A 24411-nucleotide genomic window follows, 5' to 3' on the forward strand; every position below is an offset into this window, starting at 1 on the left:
CGGTATTCCTGACCGGGCTGGTTGTCGCAGGTTCGGATCCTGGCCGGGCGAACAGAATTGGCCATGACGCGACAGTGCTCGTCCCGAAAGGGAGGGGCTCGTTTGTCTGATTGCCATCCCCCTGTACTCCGTCGTCGTACCCGAATCGCGTTCTGCGCGGCGCGGGGCGGCGGACGCCGCCGGGTGGGCCCTTACGCGGCCGACACCGCCGGAGGCACCGGCGCGATCGACCGGTACGACCCGTGGAGATAGAGCAGCGGCGCCTTCGCCGGATTCAGTGGGCCGTACGACACCGCCTCCCCGATGACCACCGAGTGGTCGCCCTGGTCGGAGAGGTCGCGTACGCGGCAGTCGAAGTAGGCCAGTCCCTCGCTGAACACGAGGCAGCCGGTGGCCGGCGCCCGGTGCACCCGGACGCCGGCGAACGCGGCCGCGCCGGAGGGCCGCCGGGCGTCGGCGAACCAACGGGCGACGTCCCGTTGGTCCGCCGCGAGCACGGTGACCGCGAAGATGCCGGAGTCGCGGATCTGGGTGAGCAGTCGACTCCGGTGCTTCAGGCAGGTCAGGACCAGGGTGGGGTGCAGCGAGACGGTGGTGAACGAGTTGACCGTCATCGCCAGCGGGATGTCGTCGTACACGCTGCTGACGATGCCGACGCCGGTGGCGAACGCCCCGGCGGTACGGCGGAACTCCACTGCCCGGTCCTGGCTGGTCATGGCGTCAGTCCTGGCCCCAGACCAGGCAGAACGGGTGTCCCACCGGGTCGGCGTAGACCCGGAAGCCGTGGTTGCGGCTGCCGCCGCCGCGCAGCCGGGTGGCGCCCAGCCGCAGCACCGCCTCCTCGGCCTCCTGGATGTCGTCCACCTCCACGTCGAGGTGGGCCTGCTGCGGGAAGGCCGGATCCGGCCACTGCGGCGGCTGGTAGTCGGCGACGCTCTGGAGGCAGAGGCGGGGATGCCCGTCCGCGCCCTTCAGCGTCACCCAGTACCCGTCGCTGTCGGCCCACTCCAGGCCGGTCAGCTCGACGTAGAACTCCGCCAACTTCTCGGCGTCCGGACAGTCCAGCACCACCGAGTGCAGTCGACCGATCATCCGACCTCTCCCGTCATCGTCGTACGCGCGATGACCGGCGCCCCCGGTCACCGTGTCAGTGAAGGTACTCGCCGAAGGTGGTGAAGTAGTCGATGGCGCGCACGGGCGGCCCGGTCTCGGTGGAGACCTGGAGCAGCACCACCCCGCGGTCGTCGCCGTCGCCCGGTCCGCCGCTGGCGACGACCACACCGCCGTAGTCGGCCTTGACGATCCGGCCGGGCGTGCCGCCGTGCGCCCGGGTCGGCCGGGTGGCGGCCTTGACCCACAGCCGGAACCCCCGGTGCGTCGTCCACGCGTTGACGAACGGGTCCGACTGGCCGCGCACCAGGTCGCAGATGGTGGTGGCGCTGTCCCGCCAGTCGATGCGGGTGTCCTCGACCCCGATCCGGTGGTAGAACGACGCCCCCTCGGGCGGCTGCGCCTCGCCCCGGTGGCCCTCGGCGACCCGCTCCAACGCCTTCAGCGTGACCGGCACGTACTCCGCGAGGAGGCGCTCCAGGATCTGGCCGGCGGTGTCGTGCGGGCCGATCTTCACGCGGGCCTGGGTGATGATCGGGCCGGTGTCCAGCTCCTCCGCCATGTAGTGCACGGTGAGGCCGGTCTCCTCCTCGCCGTTGCGGATGGCCCAGTTGACGGCGCCGAACCCGGCGTACGCGGGCAGCAGCGCGTCGTGCGTGTTGACCGCGCCGCGTTCCGGGATGCGCAGCACCTCCGCCGGCACCCGGGTCCGCCAGTTTGTGGAGACGATGAGCTCCGGTGCGAGGTCGCGCAGCTGCTCGTGCAGGTCGGGCTCGCGGGCGGTGGCCGAGTAGCGCACCGGCAGTCCCAGGTCCGCCGCGGCCAGCTCCACGTCCGGCTCGCCGAGCCCGCTGAACTCGGCCCGGTGAGTGAGCACCAGCAGCACCTCGTGGTGCGGCGCGATGCCCCGCAGCACGGTCGCGCCGAGCTCGCCGTACCCGAAGAAGACGATCCTCACGGCTTCGCCGCCCCGGTGGCCCGCCCGGCGCGGAAGCGGACGGTGTTGACCCGCAGCCAGCCGGAGGAGTCGCGCTGGTCGAACACGTCGTCCGCCTCGAAGGTGGCGAAGGCGGTGTCGTAGCGGCTGTGCGGGGAGCGACGGCCGATCACCTGGACGGTGCCCCGGTGCACCCGCAGGATCGCGTCGCCGGTGACGTCCTGCTGGCTGAAGTCGATGGCGGTCTGCAACATCAGCCGCTCCGGGGCGAACCAGAGACCCCGGTAGACCAGGGCGGTGTACTTCGGCATCAGCTCCTCCTTGAGCTGCGCCACCTCCGGGTCGAGCACCAGCGACTCCACCGCCCGGTGGGCGTGCCAGAGCAGGCTGCCCGACGGGGCCTCGTAGATGTTGCGGGTCTTCATGCCGAAGATCCGGTTCTCCACGATGTCGAGCCGGCCGATGCCGTGCCGGCGGCCGATCCCGTCGAGCGTCTCCAGCACGGCGCTGGCGGACAGGGGCGTCCCGTTGACGCCGACCGGGTTGCCGCCCTGGAAGTGGATCTCGACGGTCTCGGGCTCGTCCGGGGTGTCGGGAAGGTCGCGCACCCGGAACAGCAGCCCCTCGGGCGCGGGCTGCGCCGGGTCCTCCAGCGCCTCGCCCTCGTACGAGGTGTGCAGCAGGTTGCTGTCGATGGAGTACGGCCGTTCGCCGCTGCTCAGGTCCAGCTCGATGCCGTGCCTGCCGGCGTACGCGAGCAGGTCGCTGCGGGAGGCCAGGTCCCACTCCCGCCACGGGCTGATCACCGTGAGGTCGGGGCGCAGCGCGGCGAACGTCATCTCGAAGCGGATCTGGTCGTTGCCCTTGCCGGTGGCCCCGTGCGCCACGGCGTCGGCGCCGACCTCCTCGGCCACCCGCACCTGCGCGGCGGCGATCAGCGGCCGGCCGATGGAGGACCCCATCAGGTACTGCCCCTCGTAGAGGGCGTTGGCCCGGTACATGGGGAAGGCGTAGTCCCGGGCGAACTCCTCGCGCAGGTCGACCACCCGCACCTCGTCGGCGCCGAGCTTCTCGGCCTTGCGGGCGGCCGTGTCCAGCTCCTCGCCCTGCCCGAGGTCCGCGATGAACGCGGTCAGCCGGCAGCGGTACCGCTCCTTGAGCCAGACCAGGGCCACCGACGTGTCGAGCCCGCCGGAGAAGGCGAGCACGATGTGCTGGGGGGCGATGTTGTTCCGAGTCGACATGATGGTCACACCTCTCCGGCGGGCACGGTCGCCCACAGCTGGTCCATGGTTTCGTGGGTGAAGTCGCGGGTCAGGTCGGACGTCGAGGCGTACCCCATGTTGATGATCTTGCGGCGGCCCTGGCGGACCGGGGCGACCCGGTGCAGCGTGGTGTTGGTCCGCATCAGGTACAGGTCGCCGGGGAACAGTTCCATCGAGTAGATCGGACGGCTGACCAGCGCCCGGTTGACCTCCGGGCGCTCCTTGTTCCAGACGGTGTTGGGCACGCACTGGACGAAGCCGCCGTGCTCCACCGGCGGGCACTCGACCACCCAGACCAGCGCGAAGGTGAAGTCGTCCCAGTGCCAGCCGTGGGTGTCGCCGTCCTTCTCCAGGCAGGTGATGACGAACTGCTCCGGCTCGTACGGGCAGGGGTGCACCGGCTCGCCGGCCACCTCCGACAGCACCCGCAGGATCGGCTCCGCGGTGTAGATCCCGTTGATGACGGTGCCGAGTTCGGCGATCTCGGCCCGGGTCACGTTGCGCATCCGGCGCGGCGTGTAGTCGGTCTCGGCGAACCGCAGGTCCCGGCGCGTGCCGGCCTTGTCGATCAGCTCGTTGACCTCGTCGGCGACGGCCTTCTTGACGCTGTCGGGGGCGACGAAGGAGACCTTCGCGTGCCCCAGGTAGGAGAAGTCGCGGCGGGCCGTGGCGACGTCGTCCGGCGCCACGTCGCGCTCCACGTGCTCCCGCAGTTCCTGGTACAAGACTCTCGAGTCGAACACGGATCCTCCTTGGTTAACCTCGCGCCGCCGCGACGCGCGCGAAATCGATGACGGCCGCCGCCACCTGCGTCACGGCGGCGGAATGCAACACTCCGAAGTGGTCGGTGCCGATCCGCTGGGACCGGGCCGCCCCGACCCGCGCCGTCCACTCGGCGAGCTGCGCGTCGAGCAGGTCCGCGCCGATCACCAGCGCGGGAGTGTCGACCGGGCCGTCGTGGACGTATTCGGCGCTGGCCCGGACGTGACGCTCGTAGCTGCGCCACCGGTGCGCCAGCAGCGCCGTGGGCACGGGCTGCCCGACGGCGGCCAGGCTGGCCGCGAGCGCGCCGAGGGCCAGCCGCCCGTCGAAGCCGGCCGGCTCCGGGCCACCCGTCACCCGGGGCCTCGGGACGTCCGGCTCCAGGTCGAGGGCCCGGTGGATGTTCTCGGTGAAGGTGTCGAAGCGGTCCCGGACCTCGTCGGCCGGCAGCTCGTACCCGACGGGCGGGGCCGAGTCCAGCACGACCAGCGCCGAACGCCGTCCGACCTGGTCGGCGGCCATCTGGTAGGCGACCTGACCGCCGAAGGACCACCCGCCGAGCAGGTCCGGGACCAGCCCCGCCGCGTCCAGGTCGGCCCGGTACCGGCGGGCCAGCGCCGCCACCGTCGGCAGCTCCGCGCTGTCGCGGGAGGCGGTCACCCGCCAGTGCTCCGGCAGCTCCGCCAGCAGGTCCTGGTAGTCCTGCGGGCTGCCCCCGGCGCCGTGCACGAGGTGCAGGTGCGGCCCCGGGCCCGCCCGCAACTCCACAAGCGTCGACTCCGCCGCCACCGGCTGCGACCCGTTGCCCAGCAGGTCGGCCAACCGGCGGGGGGTCGGCTCGCCCAGCCACCGCACCACGTCCACCGCCGGTCGCCCGTCGGCCGTCAGCGCGTCCACCAGGCGCAGGGCGCTCAGCGAGTTGCCGCCGGCGGCGAAGAAGTCGACGTCCGCGTCGGCCGGCGGGCCGCCGAGCACGTCGGCCCAGGCGGCGACGACGTGCTGCCAGTCCGCCGACTCGGGCAGCGGGCCGGTCGCCCGGTCGCGGTCAACGGTGGCCGGGGCCGCGCGGCCGGCCCGGGCGCGGGTGGCCACGTCGAACGAGCCGACCGTACGCTGCGGCTCGGCGCCGCCGTCGGCCAGCACCTCGTCCAGGTCGTGCAGCAGGGCCAGCACGCTGCTCTCCCGGTAGCGCCCGGTGTGGTACTCGATCTCGGCGAGGTAGCCGCCGTCGGCCTCCCAGACGGACATCGCCAGGTCGGCCCGAGCGGCCCGGTTCGGGCTGGGCAGCAGCGTCGCCGGGACCGGGCCGAGCCGCAGGTCGGTGCCGATCGGGCCGAGGTAGCTCAGCAGCAGCGGCGCGGGATCGCCCAGCGCGCTCCGGGTCGCCTCGGGCAGCGCCCCGAACACCACCGGGTACGGCACCGCCTGGTGGGTCAGCATCTGCCACATCCCGTCCCGGGCGGCGCCCACCACCCCCGCGACGGTGTCCGCCCCGTCGACCGTGGCCCGGGCCACGCAGAGGTTGGCGGTGTACCCGAGCAGCGCCTGGTCGCGGGCGGTCATCCGGTTCGCGGTCACCACCCCCACCGCCACGTCCGGCCCGGCGCCGGCCCGGGCGAGCACGATCTGCGCCGCGCCGAGGATGACCGCGAACGGGGTGGCGAAGGTGGCCTTCGCCAGGGCGGCGATCCCGGCGCCCGCCTCGGCGCTGAAGCCGTAGCGCAGGATCGCCCCGGGCGCGCCGCTGGCCACCTCGCCCGGCAGGTCGGGTTCCAGGACGGCGGAGGCGGCGCCCGCGAGCGCGTCGCGCCAGTACGCCAGGCTCTTGTCCCACCGGCCGTCCGCGCGGGCCGCGGCCTGCTCCCGCGCGTACGTGCTGAACGGCACCGGGTCGGCCGGGAAGCTGACGGCACGTCCCTCCCGCGTGGCCGCGTACGCCTCGGACAGCTCGCCGACGAGCAGTTGGACCGCCCAGCCGTCGAGGACCACGTGGTGCACGGTCAGCAGCACCTCGTGCCGGTCGCCGACCCGGACCAGGGTGATCCGGGCCAGTGGTGCGGCCTCCAATTCCATCGGCCCGGCGTGCACCTCCTCGGCGACGAGCCGCAGCAGGGTGCCCGGGTCGGCCGGTCCCGGGTCGTCCACCTCCACCCGGTGCAGGCCCACGACGATCCGGGGCGCCACCACCAGCGTGACGGCGTCCGCCTGCCGTACGACCGAGGTCCGCAACGCCTCGTGCCTGTCGACCATCGCCTGCCAGGCGACGGCCAGCGCCGCCTCGTCGAGCGGCTCGTCGACCGCGAGCCGCCAGGTGAGGTGGTAGACGGACCGGTCGCGGGCCCGTTGGTGCACCCACCACAGGGCCTCCTGCATGCCGGTGGCCGGGACCGGGCCCGGGACCGCCCCGGCGTGCTGCTCAGCCACGGGTGGCGAGCAGCTCGGAGGTCAACCGCTTGCGGTCGACCTTGTCCACCTCGGTCAGCGGGATCTCCGCCCGGTGGTGGAACGCCCGTGGCCGCATGTACGGGGGCAGGTGTCCCACCAGCCGGGTGAGGTCGTCGTCGGCCAGCGCCGCGCCGGTGTAGACGGCGTGCAGGTCCAGCTCCCCGTCGGCGCCGGCCACGGTGAGCACCACGGCCTCCACCACGTCGGCGTGGGCGCGCAGCGCGGCCTCGATCTCGGTCAGCTCGACCCGGTTGCCGCGCACCTTCACCTGGTGGTCGATGCGGCCCTGGTGCACCAGCTCGCCGAACTCGCGGCGGACCCGGTCGCCGGTGCGGTACCAGTGCTCGGCGGTCAGCGGCCCGGTGCCGTCGTAGAGCCGGCCCCGCTCGCCGTCGAAGGAGACGAACCGGCCCGCGTTCTCCGTCGGGTCCAGGTAGCCGGGGAAGCGCTGCTCACCACGGACGCACAGCTCGCCGTCGTCGCCCGGGCGCAGGTCCTCGTCGAGCAGCACGTAGTCGAGGTGCGGGTAGATGTCCCCGATCGGCACCGACCGGTTCGACGACTCGATCCGGGCGGCCGGGTCGGCGGGCACCTCGTACGCGGTGACGATGACCGTGGTCTCGGTGGGGCCGTAGCAGTTGATCACGGCGGTGTTCGGCGCGGCGGCCGTCCAGTCGTTGACCTGCTCGATGGTCAGCGGCTCCCCGCCGAAGGAGCTCAGCCGCAGGGTCGGCATGCTCTCCGGCGCCAGCGCCCGCAACCGCTTGGCGAACGAGATCAGCGACGGCACGGACAGCCAGTGCGTGAGCCGCTTCGTGTTGATGAAGCGCACCGGCGTCAGCACGTCGCCGCGCTGCGCCACGCACAGGGTGGCGCCGGTGCCCCACGCGCCGAACATCGCCAGGATCGAGCCGTCGAAGCACATCTCGAAGGTCTGCGAGACCCGCGACTCGGGCCGGAAGCGGTACCGCTTGGTGACCTCGGTCAGGAACGAGTCGACGTTGGCGTGGGTCGCCGGCACGCCCTTGGGCTTCCCGGTGGTGCCGCTGGTGAAGATGATGTACGCGAAGTCGTCGCGGCCCCGCTCCACCTCCGGCGGGATCTCCGCCGCGTCGCCCGGGGCGAGGAACCGGCGCCAGCCCTCACCGGTCAGGTCGAGGACCGTGACGGTGGTCTGCGCGCGGAACTCGGCCAGCCCGTCGCCGGAGGTGTCGTCGACCATGACGAGGTCGAGCCCCGCCTCGTCGGAGATGGCGAGGTTCCGGGCCGCCGGGTTGGCGGGGTTGAGCGGCACCACCGTCGCACCCAGCCGCAGGGCGGCCAGGTAGGCGATGTAGCCGACGAGGCTGCGGGAGGTGAGCAGCCCGACCCGTCGGGGTGGCCGTCCCGGCACCCGCTGCATGGCGGCCGACAACCGCTCGGCCGCGGCCCGCAACTCGGCGTAGGTCAGTGCGTCCGAGGCGACCTCGATCGCCACGTTGTCCGGGTACTGCCGGGCCGACGTACGGAACCAGTCGTAGAGGGTACGGGTCTGCATCGCACATCCTTCACAAGGTCTGCCGGTGCGGGCGGTCCGCCGCCGGCGCTGGGGTGGTCGACCGGTCTCGTTCCAGGTGCCGCAGGTGGTCGAAGGTGGTCCGCACCAGCGCGGACCGGGGGCGTCCCCGGCGGGCCGACTCCACCGCGAAGCGCAGGGCCCGGGGCAGGTCCGCCCAGGCCCGCACCGCCTCGTCGTCGCCGAGGTGGCGGTACCGGAACGTCCGGTGCTGGGCGACGGCCCACAGGTCGTCCAGGTGCGCCCCGGCGGCCTCCGGGTGCGCGACGACGTGGTCGCGGAGGAACTCCAGGGCCGCGTCCTCGTCCAGCAGCCAGTCGCCGGGCAGCTCCGGCTCGTCCCCGGCGCTGCCCGTACGGACCAGCCACTGCGGCTGCGCGCCGGCCGGCGGGGGCGTCCAGAAGCCGAAGGCCAACGCGTTGCGCCGGTCCTGTTCCGGGCGCCACGCCGGCGGCGGGGTCATCGCGGCGAGCAGCCCTGCCGTGCCGAGCCAGCCGGCGTACGGCTCCTGTTCGCCGGCGGGCAGCAGCCCGCTGAACCCGTCGACCACGTGCCAGTCGTCGCCGCGCCGGTCGTCGACCAGCAGCCAGTGCGGCGCGTGGGCGGTGCCGCCGGTCGAGGGGGACCAGGGCAGCGCCGCGTTGTCGGTGACCACCAGCACCCGGCCGTGGCGCCGCAGCTCCGCGTCGACGGACCCGACGACGCCGTCGGCCGGGGCGGTGGCCCACGCCAGCCGGGTGCCGTCCGGCAGCCGGTCGAGCGGCACCCGGTGGTGGGAGAAGGCGAGCTGCCCCTCCGGCAGGTCCGTGCGCACCGCGACGCGTACCGAGTCGGCGAACCGGTCGGGGGTGTCGGCGAACTCGCCGGCCCGGTAGCCGGCCAGGTTGGCGGTGTAGCAGCTCAGCCCGGCGAAGCGGGGGTCCGGGGCGGTCATCGCGTACCCACCACGTGCGCCACGCTCGCCGGCACCCGGCTGTGCCCGCGCAGGCTCACCCACCGCAGGTCGGCCCAGCGGCCCGTCCGCCGTCCGGCGGGCACCGGGATCGCCCAGGGCCGGCCGGAGAGGCCGGCGCCGGTCGCCTTCACGCACGCCTCCTGCACCGTCCAGATCCAGGCGAACTCGCGGTCCCGGGCCGGTGCGGGCAGCCGGTCCAGGGCGGTGCGGACCGCCGGGGCGCAGCAGCGGCGCAGCAGGGCCGGCGGCGCGGGCACGGGCACCTGGACGTCGACGCCGACCGGCACGCCCCGGCCGAGCGCGGCGGCCACCGTCCCGGCGTCGTGGGACAGGCTGACGCTGATCCCCGGCCACTCGGGCAGGTGCGGCTGGCCGCCGCCGCGGGCGGCGATCGGCGTGGCGCCGGCCGCCCGGCCCAGTTCGGCGGCGAGCAGCAGGCGCAGCAGCGCCCGCGCGGCCAGCCGTTCGGCGCGCGGGCCGGCGGGGAGGTCACCGACGGTCGCCAGGTCCGCCGGTGCCGGCGGCAGGTGGGCGAGCAGCCGCTGCTCGGCCACGGCCACCCGCACCCGGGCGCCCAGCCGCAGCCGGACGATGCCCCGGTGCCGGCCCGTCGGGTCCCGGCGCGGCCGTGCCCGGCAGGCCAGCGCCGTCCGCTGCCGGGCCGTCACCACGACCGGTCCCGCAGCAGGTCCGGCACGTGCTCGGCGATCCCGGCGAGCATCGCGCCGGTGGCGCCCCCGGCCGTGGCGAACATGCCGGCGGCGGCCCGCAGCTGCGCCAGCCCGCCCTCGGCGTACGCCTCCGCGCCGAGCAGGGCGGCGCACTCGCCGAGCACCACGTCCAGGCCCTGCGCCACCGACGTCTTGAGCAGCATGCTGGTCACCAGGGGCTCGGTGCTCCTCCGGTGGGCGTCGCAGGCCGCCTCGATCCGCCAGGCCTCCACCACGCACCGGGCGAACCGCTCCCGGATCGCCGCGTTGTCCCAGGCCCGGCCGTCGCCGAGGGGACGCTCGACGAGCCGGCGGTGGGTGTCGGCGAGCACCCGCCGGCACATCGCGGCGGCCCACACGCCGCCGGCAAAGCGCTCCGTGGCGATGTGCCGGGCGAAGCTGACCATGCCCCGGCCGGGCCGGCCGACCAGGTACGACCGGTCCAGGCACACCTGGTCGAAGTGCAGATCGCCCAGGCCGGCGCCGGTCAGCGGGGTGCCCCGGGTCGCGGACACCTGCACGCCGGGGGCGTCGGTGGGCACCAGCACCCACACGAAGCTGGTGAAGTGCCGCTGCGGACGGTGCCGGGCCAGCACGAGCGCGTGGCCGGCGGTGCGGGCGTTGGTGATCCACCGCTTCCCGCCGTCGAGCACCAGCGACCGGTCGTCGAGGCGTACCGTCGTGCCCAGCTCCATCAGGTCGGAGCCGGCGCCGTCGCGGTCCGTCGCGGCCAGCGCGAGCGCCGCGCGACCGGCGACCGCGTCGAGGTACGCGGCCCGCACCGGCCCGTCCGCCGGCTCCGCGTCGACCTGTTCGCGCAGGACGGGCAGCGCGCTGGCGACCTGGACGCAGACCGACAGCACCACCCCCACCGGGCAGTACGCGTCGAGGGTACCGAGCAGCCCCGGCAGCTCGGCCGGCCCGAGGTCACGCAGCAGGCCGTGCTCGCCGAGCGCCCGCCACACCGCGCGGGCGTCCCCCGGGGACTCCAGCCCGCGCAGCGCCGCCCCGGTACGCGCGGCCACGTCGCCGCCGGGATCGGGTGCCGCCGGGACACCCCCGGTGGGGGCCGCCGCCGGTGCCGTCCGCAGCTCAGGCAAGGTGCACCTGCCGGTCGCGCAGCGTCAGCGCCCCGTTGACCAGCAGCAGCCGGTCGTTGGCGTAGTTCAGCGAGGCCGAGCGGAGATCCCGGAAGACGCGCTCCAGGTACAGCGGCGACGACCTGAGGTAGCCGTGCCGCAGGCCCACCAGCTCCACCATCTCGTCGGCGGCGGCGAAGCACTGCTCGGCGGCGTGCACCTTCAGGGAGTTGACCAGCAGCTGGGTCGACGGGTCGGCCACGTCCGGGGTGCCCTCCACGGCGGCGACGGTGTGCCGCAGCAGGGCGTTGACCAGGTCGAGCCGGCCCCGGACCCGGGCCAGCCGGGTCAGCAGCAGCTCCGACGAGGGATCGAACTGGCCCCGGCCGGCGTCGCGGATGTGGTGCAGGATCCGCGACAGCGCGCCGGTCGCCGCGCCGAGCCACGCCGCCGACCAGCCGATGTGCGCCAGCGGCCCGAAGGTGGGGGCGACGATCTCGCGGAACTTCCCGGGTGCGCCGATCACCTGGTCGGCCGGCACCCGCCCGGTCAGCCGCATCGGCACGCTCTGGGTGGCCCGCATCCCGAGCGGCTGCCAACCGCCGCGCACCTCCAGCGTGAGCTGGTCGCGGCGGGCGTACACCAGGGAGACCTGGCTGGGCGAGGTGGCGTCCGGCGCCAGCGTGGTGATGAGGTACGCGTCCGCGTGCTGGCCGCCCGTCACGATCGGGGCGTCCCGGTCGATCGTCAACGTCCCGGCGTCCTGCCGGACCGTCGACTCCGAGCTGAGCAGGTGCCCGCCCTTGCCGCGTTCGGTGGTGACCGAGGCGAGGTAGACGTCGCCCTTGCCGAGCTCCGGCAGGAGCCGCGCGGCGAACGGGCCGTCGGCGTGCCGGACCACCGCCACCACCTGCTGGCAGTGCATCGCGAAGATCAACGCGACGGACATGTCCACCCGGGCCAGCCGCAGCGTCACGTCGACGAGGTCGCCGAGCCCGCCGCCCCCGCCGCCGTGCTCCGCCGGCACGAGCAGGCCGAGCAGCCCGGTGGCCCGCATCGCGTCCAGCGCCGCGACGGGGAACTCCGCCGCCTCGTCGGCCTGCTCCGCGTGCGCGGCGGTGGCGGCCAGCACCTCCTCCAGCGCGGCCTCGTGGCGGGTCGCGGTGCTCACGCCGCCCGCCCCCGCAGCGACTCGATGGTGTTCCACAGGCTGCCCGCGGTGGCGAAGGTGCTGTCGGTCAGCAGCTCGTCGGGCATGGACACGCCGTAGGTGTCCTCGATGGTGAACAACAGCTCGATCGCGCGCATCGAGTCCAGACCCAGCTCGTTGAGCGAGGCCTCGGCGGTGATGGGCTGCGTTCCCGCGTACTTGAGGAACGGCTTGAGCAGGTCCGGAAAAGCGGCGTCCATTGTCAGATCAACCCCTGTCGCTGCCGATGACGGTGTGCCGGGTGAGCTCCAGCCGGGTCACGCCGGTGATCCGGCCCCCGGCGACGGTGACCTCGACCGGCATGGGATGCGCGAGGAAGGCCACCAGGCTGGCGTAGAGGCCGTACGCGCCCACGTTGGGCACGGCGACCAGCTGGCCGGGGACCAGAGGCGGGAGGGCCGCGGCGCGGGCCCACGTGTCCAGCGGCGTGCACAGTGGCCCGGTGACGATGGTCCCGGGCACCGGCGGGCCGGCCGCCGCGTCCACGGTGACCAGGTCCGGCACGATCGGCGGCAGCCGGCGCAGCCCGGACATCCCGCCGAGGTGGTGGATGCCCGACTCCAGCACCACCACGGTGGCGCCCTGCGACCGCTTCACGTCCAGGACCCGGGTGACCAGCGTGCCGCAGGTGCCGACCAGGTACCGGCCGGACTCGAAGGCCACTCCCGGCCCCCGCTCCGGCCAGCCCGGGAAGGCGTCGCCCAGCAACGCCGTCAGCCGGTCCGCGAGCTTCGGCAGCTCCGGCCGGGTGCCGGCCCGCGCGAAGGGTGCCCCGAAGCCGCCGCCCAGGTCGATCAGCTCCGGCTGCGTCCCGGTCGCCGTCGCCAGCCGCCGTACGGTGTCGACGGACTGGGTGAACTGGGCGAGCAGGGCGTCCTCGCCGTCGACGTTGCTGCCCATGTAGAGGTGGAACCCGACCGGGGACACGTTCCGGCGCGGCCCGAACAGCTCGGGCCGGTCCAGCACCCAGCGCACGTCCGCGCCGAACTGCGAGGCGACGCCGGTCATGGTGAGCCCCTGCCCGGGGGCCGGGGTGTCGTCGTTGATCCGCACCAGCGCGCGTACCTCGACGCCGTGCTCGCGGGCCACCCGGTCGAGCTGGTCCAGCCCGTACGGGGAGTCGACGGAGAAGAGCCCGACGCCGGCCCGTACGGCCTCGGCCAGGTCGACGTCCCGCTTGCCGGGGCCGGTGTAGAGGACCTCGGCCGGGTCGCAGCCGGCCGCCAGCGCGACGCGCAGCTCGCCGGGGGAGCAGACCTCCGCCCGGCACCCCGAGGCGGTCAGGTCGGCGACCACCGTCGGGTGCGGGTTGGCCTTGAGCGAGTAGAACAGCTCGGCGGGCCCGGGCAGGGCGGCGCGCAGGGCCGCGTACGAGCGGGCCAGCTCGTCGGTGTCGTAGAGGTACGTCGGGGTCTGCGGCGCGTCCGGCCGGTCGAAGAGTTCCGCGAGCTCAGACACCGGCGCGCTCCGACCACATCCGGTACAGCTCGGCCCGGTCGACCTTGCCGTTGCGGGTCAGCGGGATCTCCGGCACGACCAGGCAGGTCCGGGGCGTCTTGATCTCGTCGAGTTCGGTCCGCAGCGCGGCGAGCACCTCCGGCGCGGTCAGCTCGGTCACCGCGAACAGGGTGGCCGAGTCGCCGCCGTCCTCGGCGCGGGGCGGCAGCACGGCGGCGGCCTGCACCTGCGGTATCCGGTGCGCCGCCGCCTCGACCTCGGTGACGCTGACGCGGATGCCGCGTTCCTTGTAGATGTCGTCGCGCCGGCCGTGGAAGTAGAGGTAGCCGTCGGCGTCGAGCCAGCCGTGGTCGCCCGTGCGCAGCTGGGGGAAGAGGCCCTCGACGCGGGGGAAGCGCTGGGCGGTTAGTTCCGGGCGACGCCAGTAGCCGGCCATCACGTGCGGGCCGCGGACCACGATCTCGCCGACGGTGCCGGGCGGCACCGCCGCGCCGTCCGCGTCCACGATCAGGATCTCGGTGCCCGGCAGGGCCCGCCCGGAGGCGCCGGGCCGGCGCAGGTCCTCGTCCACCGGCATGATCGCCGCCCGCTTGCACTCGGTGAGCCCGAACATCAGCTGTACGCGCAGCGTGGGGATCCGGGCGCGCAGGTCGCGCAGCACCTCGGGCGGCATCGCCGCGCCGGTGTTGGTGAGCAGGCGCAGCGCCGGCACGGCCGTGCCCGGGCGGGACAGCATCCGGGCCAGGCCACGGGCGAGGGCGGGCACGGCGGGCAGCACGGTCGCGCCGCTGTTCACCAGGTGCCGGGGCAGCGTCGGGCCGGTGTCGGCGGGGGAGGCCAGGTGCAGCCGGGCACCGGCCAACGTGCTGAGGAAGATCTGGTACATGCCGTAGTCGAAGGAGAGCGGCAGGGCGCACCACACGACGTCGTCGGCCCGGTAGCCGAGCTGGGCGGCGATGGCCCCGGCGGCGAAGACCACCTGCGCGTGGGTGGACACCACCGCCTTCGGCATCCCGGTGCTGCCGGAGGTGTAGATGAGGCAGACCGGGTCGACGGCCAGCGGGGCCGCCGCCGGCTCGGCGTCCGGGCCGTCCCGCACGATCCGGCGCAGGTCCGCCGAGCCGACGGTCGGCACCCCGTGCTCGGCGGCCACGGCGAGCGCCCGGGGGCTGTCGGTGACGAGCAGCGCCGGCTCGGCGTCGGTCAGCACGTGCGCCAGGGCGATGGCGGGGGACTGGTCGTTGACCACGCTGAACACGGCGCCCGCCCGGGAGCAGGCGTACAGCAGGGCGGGCAGCAGCGGGTCGGTGGGCAGGCAGACCACCACCCGTTCGCCCCGGCGCACACCCCGCCCGGCCAGCCAGCCGGCGAGCCGCCGGCTGGCGGCGTCCAGCTCGCCGTAGCTCTGGACCAGGTCGCCGTGCGCGATCGCCGGCGCGTCCGGCCGGGCGGCCGCGGTGCGGTCCAGCAGCTCGTGCAGCAGCCCGCTCACCGGCCCGACACCCCCTGCGTCGCCGGCCGGGCCCGCTCGAACACGGCGCCCAGCGAGTCGAGGTCGTGCAGGGCCGGGCCGGTGAGGTCGTCCGGGTCCAGCTCCACCCCCAGTCGGGTCTCCGCCCGCTCGATCACCTCGACCAGCCGGAACGAGTTGAAGCCCGACAGCGTCCGCAGCGGGCGCCCGTCGACCGGCACCTCCGGGCCCACGCCGAGGACGCCACGCACCTCGTCGGCCAGCACCTCGCGGATCCGGCCCGGGTCGGCGGCGGATCCGTCCCTCGGCGGCGGCACCGGCCCGGCGTCGGCGAGCCGTCCGGCGAGCGCCACGTCGTCGCGCAGCAGGCCGGCGAGCTGGTCGAGGACGGGGGCGGGGAAGACGCCGCCCCGGCGGACCCGGCGCATCGCCACGTAGCTCTGCCCGGCGAGCGCGAGCCAGGCGTCGGCGCGGGCGGCGGCCTCCCGTGCCGCGTCGGCGGCGTCCGGGTCGCCGGCCAGCCAGGCGGCGTGCAGGGCCCGGGACCGGCCGAGCAGCCACACGTCGAGGACCAGTTGGGCCGCCGCCTCCGCCTCGCCCGCCCGCCGTCCGACCGCCGCCAGGTAGTCCTCGATCCGGTCGGCCTCGGCGCGCAACGCGGCGGCGTTGTCCCGCAGCACCGCCGCCCGGTCGAGCAGCGGGGCGCCGTCGGCGACGACGGTCATCGCGGTCGCGCGGGGCACCGCCGCGTCGAAGTCGGCGGCGGACATCCGCCACGTCCCCGGTCGCGCGTCACCCCACTGGGTGGAGTTGTGGTAGCCGTCGACCACGACACAGTGCTCACCGGCCTCGACCAGCAGGAAGCTGTGCTCCATGTGCTGGTTCCCGGCGTACGGCAGCCAGCTCATGGTGAACGTGTCGGCGACCACGTAGAGCGGCGAGTGCTCCGCCACCAGCTCGCGCAGCCGCGCGCCCGGCACGTCGTCCCAGCGTCGGGTGACCCGCAGGCCGAGCAGGTCGGCCGCCTCGGCCAGCCGCTGGTCCACCGACGCGGTCACCGCCGGCGTCCCGGCCGGCCCGTCGGCGGTGTGGAAGCGCAGGGTGGCCCCGAGCGCCAGGTGCGCCCCGGGCCCGTAGGCCCGGTCGGCCAGCGCGGCCAGGTTCACCTGTACGCAGTCCAGCAGGTCGGCGCGGAGACCGGTCAGCACCGGCGTCCACTCCCGGCTGCGCGTCGGCACCGCAGGCACAGCGACCATGTCACGCCCTTCAGATCTCGTGGACGGCGCGCAGCGACGCCGTCGCCGCCCGCAACGCGTCCGCGTCGGCCGGCCGGTCCTCGGGCAGACCGGCGAGGAGCTTGTCGTACGCGGCCAGGTCGAGCAGGCCGTGCCCGCTGACGCAGACCAGCACCCCGTGCCGCGCCGGGTGCCCGGACTCGCGCCCGGTCGCGACGCGGGCGGCGGCGGCCAGCGCGTGACCCGACTCCGGCGCGGGCAGCACCAGCTCGGTCAGGGCGAACGTCCGGCCGGCGGTCAGCGCCTCCCGCTGGCCCACCGCCAGCGCCGAGATCTGCTCCCGGTGCCGCATGGCGGAGATGAGCTTCGCCGCGCCGTGGAAGCGCAGCCCGGCCGAGTGCGACGCGGGGATCGCGTACCCGCTGCCGATCGTGTACATCGGCTCCATCGGTCCGGTGCCGGTGGAGTCGGTGTGGTCGTAGGCGTACACCCCACGGGTCAGCTTCGGGGTGGCGCTGGACTCGACCGCGATCAGGTCGGCGGGCACGTCCAGCTCGCCGGCCCGCCAGGCGGCGAAGAACGGCAGGGCCAGCCCGCCGAAGTTGCTGCCGGCGCCCACGCAGCCGATCACCGCGTCCACGGTGGCGTCGACGGCGGCGAGCTGGTCGATCGCCTCCAGGCCGATCACCGACTGGTGCAGGATGCTGTACGTCTCGCCGCTGCCGATGCAGAACGCCCGCTTGGGATCCGCCCGGGCGTACTCGACGGCCTCGCCGATGGCCAGCGCGAGGCTGTTGCCCTGCCCCGGCCGCTCGGCGGCGGCGCGTCCCACCCCGGTCAGCGGGCTGGGACTGGCGTGCAGCTCCGCGCCGTAGAGCCGCATCAGGCTGCCCCGGTACGGCTTGTCGCGCAGGCTCCCGCCGACCATGAAGACGGTGCAGGCCATGCCGAACGCGGCGCAGGCGGCGGCGAGGGCGCTGCCCCACTGCCCGGCGCCGGTGCCGGTGACCAGCTCCCGGAAGCCCGCCCGGTGGTAGTAGTGGGCCTGCGCCAGCGCGGTGTTGAACTTGTGGCTGCCGGAGATGTTCCCGCCCTCGTACTTGACGTAGATCGGGACGGTGGCCCCGATCTCGGCCTCGAAGCGGCGGGCCCGCCACAGCGGCGCGGGCCGGTAGGCCCGGTAGCGCTCGGCCACCGGCTCCGGGATCGGCCAGAACTCCCGGGCCGACACGCTCTGCCGGATCAGTTCCAGGGGCAGGGTGGCGGTCACCGGGCCGTCGGTGTCCTCCGGTGTCACGTCCGCGGGCAGTTCGTAGCCGAGGTGCGGCAGGACGCTGCGCCAGGCCCGGGGTGTCTCGGTCACGACTCCTCCTTCACCACGTCGGCGACGACGTCGACCAGGTCCGCGACGGTCGTGAAGACCCGCCCGGCGAAGATGTCGTCCGGCAGCGTCACGTCCAGCTCGTCCTCCAGCCGGACGAGCATGCCGAGGAAGCCGAGCGAGTTGACCCGCAGCAGGTCGCCGTTGAGGGGCTCGTGGTCGTCGACCGTGCCGGGATCGACCGCGAGCCGGGACTCGCGTACGACCAGCCGTTTCACCGCCTCGTTGATCAGGGACCGGTCCGTCATGCCGCCTCCGTCCCGGCGCCGCGCAGCCTGCCCCCGGCGTCGACGACCCAGCTCCAGGTCAGCAGGGCGGACAGGTCGACGGGCCCGCGTACGTGCAGCCGGCCCGTGCTGATGGACAGCTCCGGTCCCAGGGCCATCGTCGGACCGTCGTGCAGGCGCAGGGAGCCGTTGACCACCAGCGCGGCGGCGTCCACCTTGGACAGAAACCCGTCCACGACCGTCGGGTCGGTGGCCACCACGCCCTCGGTGTGCCGGGAACCGAAACGGCGGATGTGGGCCGCCGCCTCGTCGAGGCCGGCGACGGGCCGGATGCCGACCGCGCGTTCCAGGAACTCGCGGCCGTCGTCGGCGGCGGTCAGCTCGGCCACCGGCGCCCCGTCGGGCACGGCGGCGGTCAGCCGGGGGTCGACCCGTAGCAGCCACGGCTCGGTAAGCCCGGCGCCGGCCCGCAGCAGGGCCCGGGTCAGCTCCTCGGCCACGTCGGCGTGGGCCAGCACCAGTTCGAGGGTGTTGCACGCGGTGGGCTCGCCCAGCTTGCTGTCGAGCGCGATCCGGGCGGCCAGTTCCAGGTCGGCGCTGCGGTCGACGTAGAGGTGGTTGACCCCGCCGCCGCTGGCGATGACCGGGATGGTGGAGCTGGTCTGGCAGTAGTCGATCAACGTCGGGCTGCCCCGGGGGATCAGCACGTCGACCGCGTCGTGCCGCTTCAGCAGGGCCCGCACCAGCCGGCGGTCGGGGTCGGTGACGATCCGTACGGTGCCGTCGGGCAGCCCCGCGTCCGCCAGCGCCTGCCCGACGACGACGGCGAGGGCCCGGTTGGTGGCCGCGATCTCCGAGCCGCCGCGCAGGACGGCCACGTTGCCGACCGCCACCGGGAGCAGGGCGCCCTCCACCGTCACCGTCGGCCGCGCCTCGAAGATCATCAGAACCACGCCGAGGGGCTTGGGCAGCCGGCGTACGGTGGCGCCGTTGCCGGCCCGGTGTCCCTCGGTCGGCGCGGTCACCGCCGGCAGCGCCGCACGGGTCCGCGCGATCAGGTCGACCAGCGCGTCGAGGTGGCGCTTGCCGAGCGCCAGGCGGTCCACCAGCTCGGGGCCGAGGCCCGCCTCGGTGCCCCGGGCCACGTCGGTGGCGTTCGCCGCCAGCACGTCGGCCCAGCCGGAGGCGAGCCGGTCGGCGAGCGCTTCGCAGTACCGGTCGTAGCGCCCGTCGCCGGGCGGGGGCAGCTCGGCCCGGGCCCGCGTCGCGCCGTCCAGGATCTCGTCCACATCGGTCACCACATGAACTGCCCACCGTCCACGATCAGCTTCTGCCCGGTCAGGTATCCACTCGCCGGCCCGACGAGGAACTCCAGGGCGTCGGCGATCTCCTCGGTGGTGCCGATGCGGCCCCGGGGGATCTCCGCGACCACCGCCGCGCGGGCGGCCGGGTCGTCCAGCCGGAACCGGGTCACCAGCTCGTCGGTCTCGGTCATGCCCGGGATCAGGCAGTTGACCCTGATCCGGGGCGCCAGCTCCAGCGCCAGGCACTTGGTGAGCTGGAGCAGGCCGGCCTTGCTGGCGCAGTAGTTCACGCCGTTGCGGCGGGGGCGGATGCCGGTGGTGGCCCCCACGTTGACGATCACGCCGTCGCGCCCGGCCGCCAGCATCGCGGGCGCGAACGCCCGGGTCAGGTGGAAGACGCCGGAGAGGTTGGTGTCGAGCACCCGCCGCCAGTCCTCGGTCGACATCTCCAGGAACGGCCGGTCGATGTTGATGCCCGCGTTGTTGACCAGCACGGTCGGCGGGCCGTGCTCCGCGAGGACCGTCGCCACGGCGGCGCCCACCGCGTCGGCGTCGCCGACGTCGAGCCGGACCGGGTGGAACGCGGCGCCGAGCTCCGCCGCCGCCGACGCCGCCGCGACGGCGTCACCCCGGTACGGCGCGACCACCCGGTGCCCCAGCTTCACCAGCCGGCGGCTGAAGGTGAGCCCGATGCCGCGGGTGCCGCCGCTGACGACCGCGAGCGGGCTCATCGCAGCACCGCACCGGAGGCCCGGCCGAGGAACGGCGTCACCTCGTCGACGAGCTGCGGGAGGCGCTCGGGGTCGAAGACGTCGAAGTGCCCCGCGTCGAGCCGCCCGGCGCTCAGCTCCGGCGCCAGTTCCCGCCACCGGGCCTCGGCCTCCGCCCGGAACCCGAACTCCTCGTCGGTGCACATCAGCATCAGCACCCGGCCGGCGTACGGCCGTTCGGCCCGGTATTCGGCGAGGGCGGCGACCTGGGTGTCGAAGACCCGCCGGACCCGCTCGACGGTCGCCGGGGCGGGGCGCGGCCCGAGCATCCCGACGACGGTCTCGCGGACCCGGGCGTCCTCCTCGGCCGTGGCGCGGCGCGGCAGCGGCGTCGCGTCCACCAGCACCAGGTCGGGCAGGTGCCCCCGCTCGGCCAGCCGGACGCACAGCTCCCAGGCGACCGAGCCGCCGAGGGACCAGCCGAAGACGGCCGCCGGGACGGTGCCGTCCGCGTCCAGCGCATGCGCCGCCGCGTCGGCCATCTCGGCGATGCTGAGCTCCGGCTCCTCGTCGGGCAGCAGGCCGGCCGCGCGTACGGCCGCGACGTTGTGGGTCTTTCCGATGGCCGCGGCGAGCCGTAGGTAGGGCTGTAGCCCGCCGCCGGCGCCCGGCAGCAGTACGCACGCCGGTCGGGCGCCCCGCCGCAGCAGGGGGACCAGCCGGCCGGGCAACCTGGTCGTCACGGCGTCACCGCCGCATCGTCGCCGCCCCGCCCCGCGCGGACGAGCCCCGCCAGGGTGGCCACGGTGGGCGCGGCGAAGAAGTCGACGAGCGGCACCGCCACCCCGTAGCGCTCCTGCACCTCGGCGAGGGTGGTGAAGATGTTCAGCGAGTGGGCGCCGTACTCGATGAGCGGGCGGTCCGGCCGGATGCCCTCGACGTCGAGCACCCCGCCCCACAGCCCGGCCAGCTCCCGCTCCAGGTCGTCGGCGTACGCGACCTCGGCGGTGTCGGCGCTCTGCTGCTCGACCAGCAGCTCGTCGGCGAGCCGCAGCAGGGCGTCGCGGTCGGTCTTGCCGGTCGGCGTGGTCGGGACCCGGTCGACCGGGAAGATCCACAGGGGACGCATGTAGACCGGCAGCGCCGTGGTCAGCCGTTTGCGGACCTGTTCCGGGTCGACTGTCGAGTCCGCGTCGGGGCGGACGAACAGCCCGAGTTCCCGGTCGGAGCCGGAGCCCCGGACCACGGCCACCGACTGTCGGACGCCGTCGACCTGGTTCGCGACCGCCTCGATCTCGCCCAGCTCGATCCGGTATCCCCGGATCTTGACCTGGGTGTCCATCCGGCCCAGGAAGACCAGGTCGCCCCGGTCGTCGCGGACCACGAGGTCCCCCGTGCGGTACATGGTCGCGTCGGGCGCGCCGGAGAACCGGTCGGGCACGAACCGCTCGGCCGTGATCTCCGGGTCGTTGATGTAGCCGTCGGCGGGGCAGTCCCCGCCCAGGAGCAGCTCGCCGGCGACGCCGGGTGGGGCGAGGTGGCCGGTGGCGTCGACCACGTACGCGCTCACCCGCGGGTACGGCTGGCCGATCGGCACGTGGGTCGGCCACACCGCGTCCCGGTACGACAGCCGGTGCGAGGTGACCGCGTGGGTCTCGGTGGGGCCGTACAGGTTGACCAGGGTGCAGTGCGGGTGGGCGAGGAAGAAGTCGCGGATCTCGTCGTCGACGATGAGCTGCTCGCCGGAGACGCACAGGTAGCGCAGCGCGGGCAACCGGGTGCCCCGGCTCGCGGCGGTCTGCACCAGGGGGCGCAGCGCCGCGACCGGCAGGTAGACGTGGGTCACCTCGGTCCTGGCGATCCGGCTGAGGACGGCGGTGAACATCCGCCGGTCGGCCGGCTCGCGGGAGACCACGGTCCCGCCCGCCGCCAGGGTCGGCAGGATCTCCTGGAAGGAGACGTCGAAGCCGAGCGGGGCGTACTGGAGGAAGCGGGTCTCGGCGTCCATGCCGAGGGCCGCGATCTGCCAGCTCGTGAGGTTGGCCAGGGGGCCGTGACCCATCTGGACGCCCTTGGGCTGCCCGGTGGAGCCCGACGTGTACATCACGTAGATCGGGGCGTCGGGGTCGGCCAGCGAATCGGGCACCGGCTCCGTCGCGGCGGCCAGGTCCGCCACCGCGACCGTGGGCACGTCGGGCACCAGGGCCTCGCCGACGACGAACTCGCAGCCGGCCCGCCGGACCATGTACTCCAGCCGCTCGGCGGGCAGGCCCGGGTCCAGGGGGAGGTACGCCGCGCCGCGGCGCAGGATGGCCAGGATGGCGGTCACCGTGTCGCAGAGGGTCGTCGCGGCGAGGCCCACCACGGCCCGGGGGCCGACGCCGTGCGCGGCGAGCCCGGCGCTGATCCGCTCGGCCTCGGCCAGCAACTGGCGGTAGTCGAGCCGGCGGGTCGGGTCCTCGATCGCGGGGGCGTCGGGCCGCTGCCGGGCCGCCGCCGTCACCCAGTCCCACGGCGTGTCGCCGGTCAGCGGGCTGGTCCAGCCGTCGGAGCGGACGCTGGCCGCGGCGGAGGCGTCGGCGAAGAGGTCACCGAGCCGTTGCGAGCCGTCCCGGACCGCCCCGCGTACGGCGTCGCGCAGCGAGGTGAGCAGCCCGTCGGCGACGACAGGTGCGATGAGCTGCCGGTCGTACTCGAGTTCGAGCAGCCAGCGGCCGTCGACGGGGGTGGCGCCCAGCCAGAGGTCGAACTTGGCGGTGCCGTTGCCGGGCTCCAGGACCCGCAGCACGGCCCCGCCCGGTTCGGGCGTGAAGGTGTCCTGCATGGCGAGCATCGCCGAGAACAGCGGGTTGCGGTTGCTGGACCGGTCGGGCCGTACGTCGGCGACGAGCCGGTTGAAGGTGACGTCGACGTTCGCGCGGCAGAAGTCGATGGACTCCCGGACCACCTTGCCGAGATGTTCGTCGACGGTGCGGCTCCACTCCACGTCGACGGTGACCGGCAGCGTGTTGACGAAGAAGCCGCCGAGGTCGAAGGCGCCGATCGTGCGGCGGGCCATGAACGGGCTGCCGACCAGGACGCTGGACACGTTGCCGTGCCGGGCCAGCACGGTGCCGTAGATGCCGGAGAAGAAGACGAAGGGGGAGATCTCCAGCCGCCGGCAGGTCTCCGACAGCGCGGCGGTCTCGGCCGCGCTCAGGTACCAGCTGACCCGGTCGCCGGTGAACTCCGTCTGCGCGGCGCGGCCGGGCAGGGGAGCCAGCACCAGGGGCGGGACCTCCCGCAGCCGGGCCGCCCACTCCCGGGACCGGTCGACGACGCGGTCGGAGGTGGCGGTGCGGTTCTGCGCCGCCAGCTCCTTGACGAAGGCCTTCTCGCGGGCGGCGCGCCGCTGCTCGACCTCCGCCCCGGCGAGGCGGCCGGCCAGTGCCTCCTGGAGGTCCCGCACCAGGGGCCCCATCGACACGCCGTCGAGGATGATGTGGTGGTCGCAGAGGAGGACGGCCACCCGGGGCTCGTCGACGCAGCGGACGACGGCGAAGCGGTACGCGGGGCCGTTGGCCAGGTCGAACTCGGGTCGGCCGATCCGCCGCTGCGCCGCTGCGACGGCCTCCTCGAAGTCGCGCAGCCGGGCCGTGACCCGGTCGAGCGGGAAGTCCTCCGGACCCGGCGGCGGGGTGAGCCGCGCGTGCATCTCCGGGAGCAGTCCGAAGACCTGGCGCATCGCCGGCTGGACGGCGACCACCGTGGCCAGCGCGCGCTCGATCGTCTCGTCGGGGATCGAGGGGTCGATGTCGAAGCGGACGAGCTGGTTGTAGACGGCGCGGCCGGGCGAGCGTTCGTTGACGACCAGCAGCCCCTTCTGTGACTCGGTGATCGGCAGTCGCACCGGGCCGGTGTCCGTCGCGGGTTCCGTCCCGGCCGTCGTGGTCACCGTGCGCCTCCGGTCTCGGCGCCCACGGCGCTCAGCTCGCGTAGCCACTGCTTGAGGTCGCCGACGGTGCGGAGGTCCACCAGGCGGGTGGCGTCGATCTCCGCGTCGTCGTCGTCGGCCAGCTCGACGGCGAGCCGAAGCAGGGACAGCGATTCGAGGCCGGCCTCCAGCAGGGGGGTCGAGTCGTCGAAGGCCACCGACGCGTACTTCGCGATCGTCGTGTCGAGGTCAGCTGGAGTCGTCATCCCTGCTTCCCGTTCACCTGAGGTCGGCCGCGCCGCAATGATCGGAAACCGGGCGAGGAGCCGGGCGCCGATCGAGGTGGGGGGTCGACTGAATTTGCGCTTGGAAGTTCTACGGGTCCGAGCATCCCGGCGCCGATGTTCTCTCGATGTTCCCGGGATGGAATGTCGTTGGTCGCTGATTCGGGCGGCACCCCGGAGCCCGTCCGGCTCGGGCGGGTACGGCGTAAAAGGGGCGCTGGCCAGTGGCGGAGGCAGGGCGGCGGGGTCCGGCGGGGCGGCAATGCCGCCGTAATCGCCTCAGAAGCGGCACCGGGCGACAGAAACGCCCGTACGTATTATTCGGGTCCCGGTGGGCTGTCGTGGTCGCCCCCGGAGAGGCCGGCCGACCCGCTGACGTGAGGATGGACACGTTCCCCCG

The 24411-nt window shown here is 74.5% G+C and carries 22 protein-coding genes; all 22 read right to left on the reverse strand.

Going from position 1 to position 24411, the window contains the following annotated elements; all coding sequences use genetic code 11:
• Positions 1–191 precede the first annotated feature (191 nt).
• From AC0OO9_RS17695 to AC0OO9_RS17800, 22 genes are read right to left on the reverse strand one after another with little or no spacing between them, the layout of a single operon-like run.
• On the reverse strand, positions 192–716 hold the full coding sequence (locus AC0OO9_RS17695; protein ID WP_484511190.1) for a flavin reductase family protein: 525 nt from the start codon (positions 714–716) through the stop codon (positions 192–194).
• A gap of 4 nt (positions 717–720) precedes the next feature.
• A complete protein-coding gene (locus AC0OO9_RS17700) occupies positions 721–1092 on the reverse strand; it encodes a VOC family protein (RefSeq protein WP_132231726.1) in 372 nt (123 codons plus the stop codon).
• Between the two features lie 55 nt (positions 1093–1147).
• Entirely contained in the window at positions 1148–2068 is a 921-nt protein-coding gene (locus AC0OO9_RS17705; RefSeq protein ID WP_484511191.1) for a methionyl-tRNA formyltransferase, read from the reverse strand.
• The gene (locus tag AC0OO9_RS17710; protein ID WP_282313095.1) at positions 2065–3291 is read right to left on the reverse strand and encodes an argininosuccinate synthase; all 1227 of its coding nucleotides are present in this window, start codon (positions 3289–3291) and stop codon (positions 2065–2067) included. The genes AC0OO9_RS17705 and AC0OO9_RS17710 overlap by 4 nt, the downstream gene beginning before the upstream one ends.
• 5 nt (positions 3292–3296) lie before the next feature.
• Complete coding sequence (locus AC0OO9_RS17715; RefSeq protein ID WP_132231720.1) at positions 3297–4055, reverse strand: HalD/BesD family halogenase; 759 nt, start codon at positions 4053–4055, stop codon at positions 3297–3299.
• A 13-nt stretch (positions 4056–4068) separates the two neighbouring features.
• On the reverse strand, positions 4069–6498 hold the full coding sequence (locus AC0OO9_RS17720; protein WP_484511192.1) for a condensation domain-containing protein: 2430 nt from the start codon (positions 6496–6498) through the stop codon (positions 4069–4071).
• Positions 6491–8056: an amino acid adenylation domain-containing protein gene (locus AC0OO9_RS17725; RefSeq protein ID WP_484511193.1), complete on the reverse strand. Its 1566-nt coding sequence runs from the start codon at positions 8054–8056 to the stop codon at positions 6491–6493. Before AC0OO9_RS17725 ends, AC0OO9_RS17720 begins: the two co-directional genes overlap by 8 nt.
• 10 nt (positions 8057–8066) lie before the next feature.
• A complete protein-coding gene (locus AC0OO9_RS17730) occupies positions 8067–9008 on the reverse strand; it encodes a hypothetical protein (protein ID WP_484511194.1) in 942 nt (313 codons plus the stop codon).
• Entirely contained in the window at positions 9005–9700 is a 696-nt protein-coding gene (locus AC0OO9_RS17735; protein WP_484511195.1) for a 4'-phosphopantetheinyl transferase family protein, read from the reverse strand. Before AC0OO9_RS17735 ends, AC0OO9_RS17730 begins: the two co-directional genes overlap by 4 nt.
• Positions 9694–10839 carry an acyl-CoA dehydrogenase family protein gene (locus AC0OO9_RS17740; protein WP_484511196.1) on the reverse strand — a complete coding sequence of 382 codons (1146 nt, stop codon included), beginning with the start codon at positions 10837–10839 and terminating at the stop codon, positions 9694–9696. Before AC0OO9_RS17740 ends, AC0OO9_RS17735 begins: the two co-directional genes overlap by 7 nt.
• Positions 10832–11989 (reverse strand): acyl-CoA dehydrogenase family protein, encoded by a 1158-nt coding sequence (locus AC0OO9_RS17745; protein WP_484511197.1) that lies wholly within the window; start codon positions 11987–11989, stop codon positions 10832–10834. The genes AC0OO9_RS17740 and AC0OO9_RS17745 overlap by 8 nt, the downstream gene beginning before the upstream one ends.
• A complete protein-coding gene (locus tag AC0OO9_RS17750; RefSeq protein WP_089002193.1) occupies positions 11986–12228 on the reverse strand; it encodes a phosphopantetheine-binding protein in 243 nt (80 codons plus the stop codon). The genes AC0OO9_RS17745 and AC0OO9_RS17750 overlap by 4 nt, the downstream gene beginning before the upstream one ends.
• A gap of 7 nt (positions 12229–12235) precedes the next feature.
• Positions 12236–13486, reverse strand: a complete 1251-nt coding sequence (locus AC0OO9_RS17755) for a type III PLP-dependent enzyme (protein ID WP_484511198.1) — start codon at positions 13484–13486, stop codon at positions 12236–12238.
• Positions 13479–14978 (reverse strand): class I adenylate-forming enzyme family protein, encoded by a 1500-nt coding sequence (locus AC0OO9_RS17760; protein ID WP_484511199.1) that lies wholly within the window; start codon positions 14976–14978, stop codon positions 13479–13481. Before AC0OO9_RS17760 ends, AC0OO9_RS17755 begins: the two co-directional genes overlap by 8 nt.
• On the reverse strand, positions 14975–16213 hold the full coding sequence (locus tag AC0OO9_RS17765; RefSeq protein WP_484511200.1) for an acyl carrier protein: 1239 nt from the start codon (positions 16211–16213) through the stop codon (positions 14975–14977). Before AC0OO9_RS17765 ends, AC0OO9_RS17760 begins: the two co-directional genes overlap by 4 nt.
• 10 nt (positions 16214–16223) lie before the next feature.
• Positions 16224–17555, reverse strand: coding sequence for a TrpB-like pyridoxal phosphate-dependent enzyme (locus AC0OO9_RS17770; RefSeq protein WP_484511201.1), 1332 nt, complete (start codon positions 17553–17555; stop codon positions 16224–16226).
• On the reverse strand, positions 17552–17821 hold the full coding sequence (locus AC0OO9_RS17775; RefSeq protein WP_151453759.1) for an acyl carrier protein: 270 nt from the start codon (positions 17819–17821) through the stop codon (positions 17552–17554). The genes AC0OO9_RS17770 and AC0OO9_RS17775 overlap by 4 nt, the downstream gene beginning before the upstream one ends.
• Complete coding sequence (locus AC0OO9_RS17780; RefSeq protein ID WP_484511202.1) at positions 17818–19098, reverse strand: glutamate-5-semialdehyde dehydrogenase; 1281 nt, start codon at positions 19096–19098, stop codon at positions 17818–17820. The genes AC0OO9_RS17775 and AC0OO9_RS17780 overlap by 4 nt, the downstream gene beginning before the upstream one ends.
• Positions 19095–19835 (reverse strand): SDR family NAD(P)-dependent oxidoreductase, encoded by a 741-nt coding sequence (locus AC0OO9_RS17785; protein WP_484511203.1) that lies wholly within the window; start codon positions 19833–19835, stop codon positions 19095–19097. Before AC0OO9_RS17785 ends, AC0OO9_RS17780 begins: the two co-directional genes overlap by 4 nt.
• Positions 19832–20557, reverse strand: a complete 726-nt coding sequence (locus AC0OO9_RS17790; protein WP_484511204.1) for an alpha/beta fold hydrolase — start codon at positions 20555–20557, stop codon at positions 19832–19834. The genes AC0OO9_RS17785 and AC0OO9_RS17790 overlap by 4 nt, the downstream gene beginning before the upstream one ends.
• Positions 20554–23748, reverse strand: a complete 3195-nt coding sequence (locus AC0OO9_RS17795; RefSeq protein WP_484511205.1) for a non-ribosomal peptide synthetase — start codon at positions 23746–23748, stop codon at positions 20554–20556. Before AC0OO9_RS17795 ends, AC0OO9_RS17790 begins: the two co-directional genes overlap by 4 nt.
• Positions 23745–23993, reverse strand: coding sequence for a phosphopantetheine-binding protein (locus AC0OO9_RS17800; protein WP_151453764.1), 249 nt, complete (start codon positions 23991–23993; stop codon positions 23745–23747). The genes AC0OO9_RS17795 and AC0OO9_RS17800 overlap by 4 nt, the downstream gene beginning before the upstream one ends.
• Between the last annotated feature and the right edge of the window lie 418 nt (positions 23994–24411).

It is taken from the genome of Micromonospora sp. USAFONa4, assembly GCF_057197825.1.

Excerpts from the sequence above, each read along its gene's own strand:
- AC0OO9_RS17765 (WP_484511200.1), bottom strand. The coding sequence starts at position 16,213 with ATGGTCGCTGTGCCTGCGGTGCCGACGCGCAGCCGGGAGTGGACGCCG.
- AC0OO9_RS17700 (WP_132231726.1), bottom strand. The coding sequence starts at position 1,092 with ATGATCGGTCGACTGCACTCGGTGGTGCTGGACTGTCCGGACGCCGAG.
- AC0OO9_RS17695 (WP_484511190.1), bottom strand. The coding sequence starts at position 716 with ATGACCAGCCAGGACCGGGCAGTGGAGTTCCGCCGTACCGCCGGGGCG.
- AC0OO9_RS17725 (WP_484511193.1), bottom strand. The coding sequence starts at position 8,056 with ATGCAGACCCGTACCCTCTACGACTGGTTCCGTACGTCGGCCCGGCAG.
- AC0OO9_RS17800 (WP_151453764.1), bottom strand. The coding sequence starts at position 23,993 with ATGACGACTCCAGCTGACCTCGACACGACGATCGCGAAGTACGCGTCG.
- AC0OO9_RS17710 (WP_282313095.1), bottom strand. The coding sequence starts at position 3,291 with ATGTCGACTCGGAACAACATCGCCCCCCAGCACATCGTGCTCGCCTTC.
- AC0OO9_RS17730 (WP_484511194.1), bottom strand. The coding sequence starts at position 9,008 with ATGACCGCCCCGGACCCCCGCTTCGCCGGGCTGAGCTGCTACACCGCC.
- AC0OO9_RS17775 (WP_151453759.1), bottom strand. The coding sequence starts at position 17,821 with ATGACGGACCGGTCCCTGATCAACGAGGCGGTGAAACGGCTGGTCGTA.
- AC0OO9_RS17785 (WP_484511203.1), bottom strand. The coding sequence starts at position 19,835 with ATGAGCCCGCTCGCGGTCGTCAGCGGCGGCACCCGCGGCATCGGGCTC.
- AC0OO9_RS17750 (WP_089002193.1), bottom strand. The coding sequence starts at position 12,228 with ATGGACGCCGCTTTTCCGGACCTGCTCAAGCCGTTCCTCAAGTACGCG.